The sequence below is a fragment of the Pseudomonas sp. SWRI51 genome, assembly GCF_014268825.1.
Taxonomy (GTDB): Bacteria; Pseudomonadota; Gammaproteobacteria; order Pseudomonadales; family Pseudomonadaceae; genus Aquipseudomonas; species Aquipseudomonas farsensis.
The window spans coordinates 1-6,441 of sequence record NZ_JABWRG010000153.1; the positions used below are offsets into that span (position 1 = coordinate 1).

The 6,441-nt window shown below is 63.2% G+C and carries 6 protein-coding genes and 1 tRNA gene; 4 read left to right on the top strand and 3 right to left on the bottom strand.

Going from position 1 to position 6,441, the window contains the following annotated elements:
* Positions 1-163: 163 nt before the first annotated feature.
* Positions 164-1,375, bottom strand: a complete 1,212-nt coding sequence (locus HU720_RS23565) for an MFS transporter (protein ID WP_186523501.1) — start codon at positions 1,373-1,375, stop codon at positions 164-166.
* Positions 1,376-1,570: 195 nt separating this feature from the next.
* Between HU720_RS23565 and HU720_RS23570 the strand changes: the two genes are divergently transcribed.
* Both HU720_RS23570 and HU720_RS23575 read left to right on the top strand, forming a co-directional pair.
* The gene (locus HU720_RS23570; RefSeq protein WP_238337801.1) at positions 1,571-2,503 is read left to right on the top strand and encodes a FecR domain-containing protein; all 933 of its coding nucleotides are present in this window, start codon (positions 1,571-1,573) and stop codon (positions 2,501-2,503) included.
* A 96-nt stretch (positions 2,504-2,599) separates the two neighbouring features.
* Positions 2,600-2,676: transfer RNA gene (locus HU720_RS23575), tRNA-Met, on the top strand.
* Between the two features lie 58 nt (positions 2,677-2,734).
* Here the strand turns inward: HU720_RS23575 and HU720_RS23580 are convergent.
* A complete protein-coding gene (locus HU720_RS23580) occupies positions 2,735-3,349 on the bottom strand; it encodes a LysE family translocator (RefSeq protein ID WP_186523503.1) in 615 nt (204 codons plus the stop codon).
* A 287-nt stretch (positions 3,350-3,636) separates the two neighbouring features.
* On the opposite strand from HU720_RS23580, the gene HU720_RS23585 reads away from it, so the two are divergent.
* Positions 3,637-4,542 carry a LysR substrate-binding domain-containing protein gene (locus tag HU720_RS23585; protein WP_186523510.1) on the top strand — a complete coding sequence of 302 codons (906 nt, stop codon included), beginning with the start codon at positions 3,637-3,639 and terminating at the stop codon, positions 4,540-4,542.
* Here the strand turns inward: HU720_RS23585 and HU720_RS23590 are convergent.
* Positions 4,482-5,066, bottom strand: a complete 585-nt coding sequence (locus HU720_RS23590; protein WP_186523511.1) for a D-Ala-D-Ala carboxypeptidase family metallohydrolase — start codon at positions 5,064-5,066, stop codon at positions 4,482-4,484. The genes HU720_RS23585 and HU720_RS23590 overlap by 61 nt on opposite strands.
* Positions 5,067-5,186: 120 nt before the next feature.
* On the opposite strand from HU720_RS23590, the gene HU720_RS23595 reads away from it, so the two are divergent.
* The gene (locus tag HU720_RS23595; protein WP_238337802.1) at positions 5,187-6,296 is read left to right on the top strand and encodes a hypothetical protein; all 1,110 of its coding nucleotides are present in this window, start codon (positions 5,187-5,189) and stop codon (positions 6,294-6,296) included.
* Positions 6,297-6,441: the final 145 nt, after the last annotated feature.

A 6,441-nucleotide genomic window follows, 5' to 3' on the forward strand; every position in this document is an offset into this window, starting at 1 on the left:
TTCGCAGCCCTTTCGCGACACAAGGCCGCTCCTACACAATCAAAAGCGACTTGCCCGAAACCATAGAATCTCCCACAAGGGACCGCGTCAGCTGCGATATGGGTATCTGGCTCAATGCCTGCGATGAGGCCGGAACGGCCTGCACATAACTGCGCCCCCGAGGTCAGCGCTTGCCAGTGGACGGCAAAAACACCGCCAGCAAACCGAACAACGGCAGGTAAGAGCACACCGTGTACACGTACTCGATACCGCGCAGGTCGGCCACGTAACCCAGCAATGCCGCGCCAATGCCGCCAAAGCCGAACATCAGGCCGAAGAAGATCCCGGCAATCATGCCGACATTGCCCGGCACCAGTTCCTGGGCATACACCACGATGGCCGAGAACGCCGAGGCCAGGATGAAGCCGATCACCAGGCTCAGGACGGTGGTCCAGAACAGGTCGGCATACGGCAACACCAGGGTGAATGGCGCCACGCCCAGAATCGAGAACCAGATTACCGCCTTGCGCCCGATACGGTCACCGATCGGCCCGCCGAAGAAGGTGCCGGCAGCCACCGCGCCCAGGAACAGGAACAGGTGCAACTGCGAGCTGGCCACCGACAGCTGGAACTTCTCGATCAGGTAGAAGGTGAAGTAGCTGGTGAAACTGGCCATATAGAAGTACTTGGAGAACACCAGCAGGCCCAGCACCACCAACGCCGCCACCACCCGCTGGCGCGAAATGCCGTGGGTGGCTTGCACCGCTTTGCGCGCCTTGGCCTGGTTGAGGTGCTCCTTGTACCAGCGGCGCAGTATCAAGGTGACGCCAAAGAAGAACAGCGCCGCCAAGCCGAACCAGGCGACGTGGGTCTGGCCAAACGGGATGACAATGGCCGCCGCCAACAGCGGGCCGAAGGCAGAACCGGTGTTGCCGCCCACCTGGAAGGTCGACTGCGCCAGGCCGAAGCGCCCGCCCGAGGCCAGCCGCGCGATACGCGAGGTTTCTGGGTGGAAGGTCGAGGAGCCGATGCCCACCAGGGCCGAGGCCAGCAGAATCATCGGGAAACTACCAACGAATGCCAGCATCACGATGCCGACCAGCGTACACAGCGTGCCCATGGGCAGCAGGTTGGGCGTCGGGCGCGAGTCGGTATAAAAACCCACCCAAGGCTGCAACAGCGAAGCGGTGACCTGGAAGGTCAGGGTGATCAGGCCGATCTGGGTAAAGCTCAGGTCGTAGTTGGCCTTGAGCATCGGGTAGATCGCCGGCAGCACCGACTGGATCAGGTCGTTGATCAAGTGCGCCAACGCGCAGAACGCGATGATGCGCATGACCAGCGGGTTCGCCTGGCTGGCAGTGCTGGCGCTGGTTGTCGGGGTGCTGCTGATAGCCATGGGCTCGGGTTCCGTGCGCTGGTTGGGATCCGATTATCGTGAAACAAATAGATACGAAGCTACCTTTTTATTCGCCAAGGCACGCCTTCCATCCGTACGCACTTGTAAATGGTTCTCAATATATTTAGCATCCCTGGCTCTCTTCTCCCGTAAACGCTGGGCAACCACCGCCCCGTCCTTGCGAGCAACCCTTCCATGCGCCCGATGCCCGCCTTGCAGCTACAGCACGATCCCGAGCAGGAAGCCCTGGACTGGTTTGCTCGCCTGCGTCAGCCCGGTTGCGATACAGCCCTGCGCCAAGCCTTCGGCGACTGGTATGAGCACCCGCTCAATGCCCAGGCCTACGCCCGTCTCGAAGCTTACTGCCAGCAGTTGCAGGCGCCAGCCCCGCGCCCTCGCCCGCGGGTGGTAGCACTGCGCCGCAGCCGCCTGGGGTTGGTGCTGGGCCTGGCGTTCTTGTTGCTGCTGTCGGTATTGGCGTTTCTGTACTGGCCCATGCTGCAGCGCCTGAGCTGCGAACTGCACACCGAAAGCGGCGAACGCCGCAGCGTGCGCCTGGCTGACGGCTCGACGCTGCACCTGGACAGCGCCAGCGCCATGAACGTCGACCTGCGCGGCCGCACCCGCCTGCTGCATCTGGTGCAGGGCCAGGTCGCTATCGACGTGATGCTCGATGGCCGGGCCATGGAGGTGCAGGTGGACGACACGCGCATCCAGGTGTTCGGCACGCGCCTGCAGCTCGCGCGCTATCACGACCACGACGAACTGGTGGTACTGGCAGGCAAGGCAATGGTGCTGCAAGGTGGCGACCAGCGCCTGGTCAACGCCGGTGAACGGGTGACCTTCAGCGCCAGCCGTATCAATGCAACCGAAAAGGCAGACGGCAAAACCGTTGATGCCTGGCGCGGTGGGCTGATTCAGGCCAGCAATATGCCTCTGACGCAGGTGCTGGAACGCCTGGCCGCGTACCAGGGGCACCGGGTCTGGCTGCTGAACGAGCAGGCGGCCTACCGCCGGGTGAGTGGCACCTTCGACCTGAACCAGCCGGCGCAGAGCCTCGAGCGGCTGGCAGGCGATCAGCAACTGAGCCTTTTCAGCGTGTCAGGCCAGTGGTTGATCGTGCGCTGAAGCCGGCATGGCGGCTTAAGTTTTTGAAAGGTTGGAAATTTTTTTGAAACCAGTGTTGACAGGTATGCAATTCGAGCCAATAATGCGCGCCAAGTTGGCTACATAGCTCAGTTGGTTAGAGCATAGCATTCATAATGCTGGGGTCCGGGGTTCAAGTCCCTGTGTAGCCACCACCTTTTAAAAGGGCTTATCGAAAGATAAGCCCTTTTTCTTTGCCCGCAAAAAAGCCTGCTACTTCACCCCCGCCACGGCAACTGCCAACCCAAGGCCAATCAACGCCACCCCGATCATGCGGTCCACCAGACGCTGGCGCTCGATCATCGCCCGGCGCAAGCCTGCATTCGAAAAGAACACCGCGACCAGGCTGAACCATAGCCAATGGGCCACCGACATGAAGCCGCCATAGGCGAAGTCCAACGCCAGCGAGCTGCCCGGCTGCACCACCTGGGTGTAGGCGCTGACCACAAAGAGCATGGTCTTGGGGTTCAGCGCATTGGTCAGAAAGCCCGCGCGCAGGGCCTGGCCGAGCTGTGCCTGGCTGGGCGGCTGCTCATCGAGACGAATGCGGCCTTGGTTGGTCAGCGACTTGTAGCCGAGGTAGATCAGGTAGCCCGCCCCCAGCGCTTTCATCAGCATGAACAACCCAGGGCTGTGGCTGATGATCACCGCGATGCCGAAGACGGTGTAGAACACATGCACCTGAACACCCAAGCCAATGCCCACCGCTGCCGCCAGGCCGGCTTTGCGGCCCTGTGCATAACTGCTGCGGGTGACCATGGCGAAATCGGCGCCGGGGCTGATGACGGCCAATAACGTGAACAGCGCAACGGCGATGAGTTCGGCCATGGGTGAAGATCCTCGATGGAAAGTGACTGAAACGTGAGTATCGGTGGTCTTCGCCGTGCCAAAAATCGATTTATCGGGCAGGTTATCTGCTAGTTTTAATCACACATTTTCGCCGCCATCCTCGGCTATACACGAACTCTGTAGGAGCGGCCTTGTGCCGCGAAAGGGCTGCGCAGCAGCCCCGGCAGTTTGCATGAGGTCCAGTTCTTGGGCCCGCTGCGCAGCCCTTTCGCGGCACAAGGCCGCTCCTACAGAGACCGGGCGATGCAGCACACTTGCGAGCCCCCATGAAACTGCCACCCCTCTCTGCCCTGCGCTACTTCGACACCGCCGCGCGTACCGAAAACTTCGTGCGTGCCGCAGAACAGCTACACGTCACCCACGGCGCAGTCAGCCGCCAGGTGCGCCTGCTCGAAGAAAGCCTCGGCGTCGAGCTGTTCGAGCGGCGCAACCGTGCGGTATACCTGACCTGCGCCGGGCGCAGCCTGCACGACACCACCCGGGCAATCTTCGAGCAACTCGAAGACGCTGTGCAGCGCTTGCAACAGCAGCCACAAGACAACGTACTGGTGCTGTCCTGCGAGCCCACCATCGCCATGCGCTGGCTGATACCCCGCCTGCCGCGCCTGCACGCCGCGCACCCCGACCTGCAACTGCAACTGGTCGCCGCCGGTGGCCCGGTGGACTTCGCCCGGGGTGGCATCGACCTGGCCTTGCGCCGGGACGACTTCAACTGGGGCAAGCAACTGCACAGCCTGAAAATCTGCGATGAGTGGATCGGCCCGGTCGCGGCGCCAGGCGCCGCCATCGAGCGCCTGCTGCACAGTGGAACCCGCGCCGATGCCTGGGCAACCTGGCAGCGTTTGAGCGGCCACGCCCCAAGCAGCAAGGCCCGCAGCGATTTCGAACACTTCTACCTGTCGATTCAGGCCGCCAGCGCCGGCGTGGGGATGGCCATGGCTTCAGCGCTGATGGTGTGCGACGAGCTGAGCAGCGGCCAATTGCAGGCGCCCCATGGTTTTGTCCGTGACGGCTCGGCCTATCACCTGCTCAGCCCACAGCCGCTGCATGACGGCGGCAAGCGCCAACGCTTCGTCGACTGGGTCAGCAGCGAATGCCAGGGCTGCCTGGCTCAATTGAGCCTGGTGCAGAACGACGAGCCGGCACCCCCATCGCCACCCCAGGTGCGATAACCGGCGGTATCGATATGGATGCGCCCTGACGGATAACGCCCCAGCCCCATGTTCCAGGCCTGGCCATGCTGCTGCCAAAAGGTGCACAGCGGCCTGGGGTCGGCCCAGGGCGGCAGCAACAAGTCGACCGCAAATGCACGCATGTGCGCACTGTCGCGCGCCCCGCCCGCGCAGGCATTCAGGCGCGGGGCACGATAGGCCGAGACCACCTCGAACTCGCCCAAGGCGCCCTGCCTGCCAAGGGTCTGCAGCAGCGCCAGGGTCGAGCGCACCGCAGGCCAGTGGTCGCGCGGCGGTACCGCAAACGGCTCGGCGCGGCACAGCCGCCAGTCCGATGCCGAGCGCAGCAACTGGTGGATCGGCACCACCCCGTACAGCCGCGCCTGCACCAGCATCTCGCGAAAGCCACGGTTCTCGTGGTCGCCGGCCCACTGCGCGAACATCCACAGGTCACGCTCGTCCGCCTGCGCCGGCAGCAGCCCCGTCAGCACCATGGCCAATAGCCAGAACCTTGCCCTTTTCATTGCCCTACCTCTTCATCCACCATGGGCGTGACCGCTGTCCTGGCGGCCACTGACAAGGAGTTAAGCATGCGCACGACAGCACTCTCGGCCTTTACCGCCCTCGCCTTCAGCGGCCTGGCCATGGCCGACGCGCAGATCGACCTGGGCGACGCCCAGCGTGTCACCCGGCTATTCGCCTTCCCCAACAACTGCCAGGTGATCTGCTACCGCAACTGGACGCTGGAGCAAACCGTCGAACACTACCTGACCCAGAGCGTGCAGCGTGACGGCCACGCCGACGCGCAGGTGCACGTGAGCCGTGAACATGACCGGCTGGTGGCGCGTATCAGCGGTGTGCCAGAAAGCTATGGCGAGCCGCTGCGCAAGTTGCTCGACAGCGGGGAGCTGGCGTATCAAGGCGCCAGTAAACTCAACCAAGATGGTAAATGGTCCTACGACTGGTACCTGTTCCTACCGCTGGGCATGGCCTTGGAGCAGCGCCGCAGCATCGAGCTGTTGCACTTCCCGCCGGATTACTCACTGACCCGCTACCAGGACTATCTCAAGTCCAACACCACCGACCGCTGGGCGCAGTTGCTGACCTTCAATGGTGTAGAGGCCGCCGCCACGCCGGCGTATCAGACCATCATCGACATCGCCCCCATTGCCGCACCCGCCAGCGCTGGCAAGGACCTTGAAGGCACCTACGGTTACTTCCGCGACTACCAGGTACGCATGGTCAAGGAAATGGCCCTTGCCAAGGGCGGCAAGGTTGCACTGCCGATGGTCGCGTTCGGCGCGCCGGTGCGCAGCTGGATCGAACAGCAGTACGGGCCGAAGGTTGGCGTACTGGGCCTTGTGACTATCCAGCCAGAAGCGGGTGCTGCCAAAGTGCCGGTACTCGGCACCAACCACCCCAGCGCCATCTGGTACACCGCCGACCCGAAAAGCTACGACGGCGACCAGGACAAGGCTGACGCGGCGGGGCTGAAAATGATGGGGCAGGATTTGTCTGCCGCCTGCTGGCAGGCCGGTATGGGCCGTAACCCGCAGGCTGATGCCAAGCTGACCCTCGAAGCCTGCACGGGCAAATGGCAGGTCACCCAGAAGAAGCAGACCTGCGAGCTGTTCTACCGCAGCATCCGCGAGCTGACCCCGGAACAGGCGGCCGCCAAGTGCAACAGCGGCCCGGTAACGCGCAGCCTGCGCGATTTGCGCAAGCCGCTGGAGGTGGAAGTGCCAGAGGCCTGAGGCACCGCCAGCGAGGATTTTGTGGGAGATTCTATGGTTTTGTACAACCCTGTTTTCGCCAGATATATCTCCTTGTGGCGAGCGGGCTTGTCCCGCGTTGGGCTGCGCAGCAGCCCTGAAAACCCAAGGGGCTGCTGCGCAGCCC